This window comes from Idiomarina sp. UBA4206 (assembly GCF_002383015.1).
GTDB lineage: Bacteria > Pseudomonadota > Gammaproteobacteria > Enterobacterales > Alteromonadaceae > Idiomarina > Idiomarina abyssalis.
This window is the reverse complement of record NZ_DFTS01000014.1, coordinates 117,191-118,788: the sequence shown is the minus strand read 5'-3', so window position 1 is coordinate 118,788 and position 1,598 is coordinate 117,191. Positions and strand designations below refer to the sequence as shown.

1 protein-coding gene and 1 pseudogene are annotated in these 1,598 nt (G+C 46.6%); both read right to left on the bottom strand.

The genetic code is table 11. The features are described 5' to 3' along the window. Positions 1 to 631, bottom strand: a pseudogene (locus B3180_RS03240) (Mrp/NBP35 family ATP-binding protein); the annotation flags it as partial. Between the two features lie 139 nt (positions 632 to 770). Continuing rightward, positions 771 to 1,598 (bottom strand): efflux RND transporter permease subunit (locus tag B3180_RS03235; protein WP_286843010.1); only part of this gene is annotated, 828 nt, incomplete at its 5' end.

Here is a 1,598-nt window from a genome sequence, read left to right as displayed (position 1 = left end):
TGTCCTCACCAAAAATATGCTCTTCATGGCCGCAATTAGAGCAGGTGTGCATTGCCATATTTTCAATCACACCCAAAATAGGCACATTCACTTTACGGAACATTTCTATGCCTTTTTTGGCATCCAGCAAGGCGATGTCTTGCGGTGTAGTGACAATCACAGCGCCAGTTACCGGTACTTTTTGTGCAAGCGTGATCTGAATATCACCGGTGCCGGGCGGCATATCGATAATTAAATAATCCAGATTATCCCAGCGGGTTTGCATCAACAATTGCTGCAGCGCACCTGTCGCCATAGGGCCACGCCACAACATCGGTGTATCTTCGGTAACCAGATACCCCATAGAAATCGATTGGATGCCGTAAGCATTGATCGGCAACATTTGCTGTTTGCCTTGCTCACCAACTATCTCTGGTCGACGCTGCCCTACACCCAACATTTGCGGCTGGCTGGGGCCGTAAATATCCGCATCCAAAATACCCACACGCGCACCTTCTGCGGCCAAGGCCAAAGCAAGATTCACCGCCGTAGTAGACTTACCTACACCACCCTTACCCGATGCCACCGCAATAATATTTTTTACCTGCGGAATCGCTTGGGAATGTGCCGCACTTTGAGTTGTTGCCATAAATTAGACCTCTACCAAAAACGATCGAACAGCACTTTTTGAGCTGATGCAAATTGGCTGCACCCTAACAAAAAAGGGTGCCAAATGGCACCCTTTTTTACTGCTAACGAACTTGTCATCAACAGGATTATTACTGGTTAAGTTAGTTCACTTCAGCTAACTCTTCCAGATTGTCACGATCATGTTGGTGATCTTTAGCCAGCAACATATAAACCGATGGTAAAACAAACAAGGTAAAGAAGGTACCCACCGTCATACCTAATACCAATACAATACCAATCGCATTACGCGCTTCCGCACCTGCGCCAGCAGCAAATATCAATGGCGTGTGACCGGCAATTGTCGCCACACTGGTCATCATTACCGGACGCAAACGCAATGAAGACGCCTCTCGGATTGCATCCAATTTTGCCATGCCTTCTTCCTGTAACTTATTGGCAAACTCGACCACCAATATACCGTTACGAGCAATCAAGCCCATTAAGGTTACCAAGCCCACCTGTGAATAAATATTCAAAGTCGTGGTAAATCCATTGGTGAAGAATGGAATCGGCATTGGTATTTTCAAGAAAGTAAATAATAAAGCGCCAAACATCGCCAAAGGTACTGAACCCGCCAAAATAACCAGCGGATCACGGAAGCTGTTGTACTGTGCCGACAACACCAAAAAGATCATCACAATTGCCATCAAGAAAGCCGGTAAAAATGTATTGCCTTCACGAATCAACTGCCGCGATTCACCGGTGTAATCAATAGTGTAACTTTTCGGCAGAATTTTACGCGCTTCAGCTTCAACATGCGCCAAAGCTTGCCCCAAAGGGGCGCCGGTAACACCACTGATTTTCACCGCATTAAGCTGTTGCATACGATTAATCGTGCGCGGCTCAGTAGAGTGACTAATGCTGGCAACCTGATCCAGACGAATCAGATTGTTATTCGGGCCAGTGACATACAGACTCGCCAAATCATG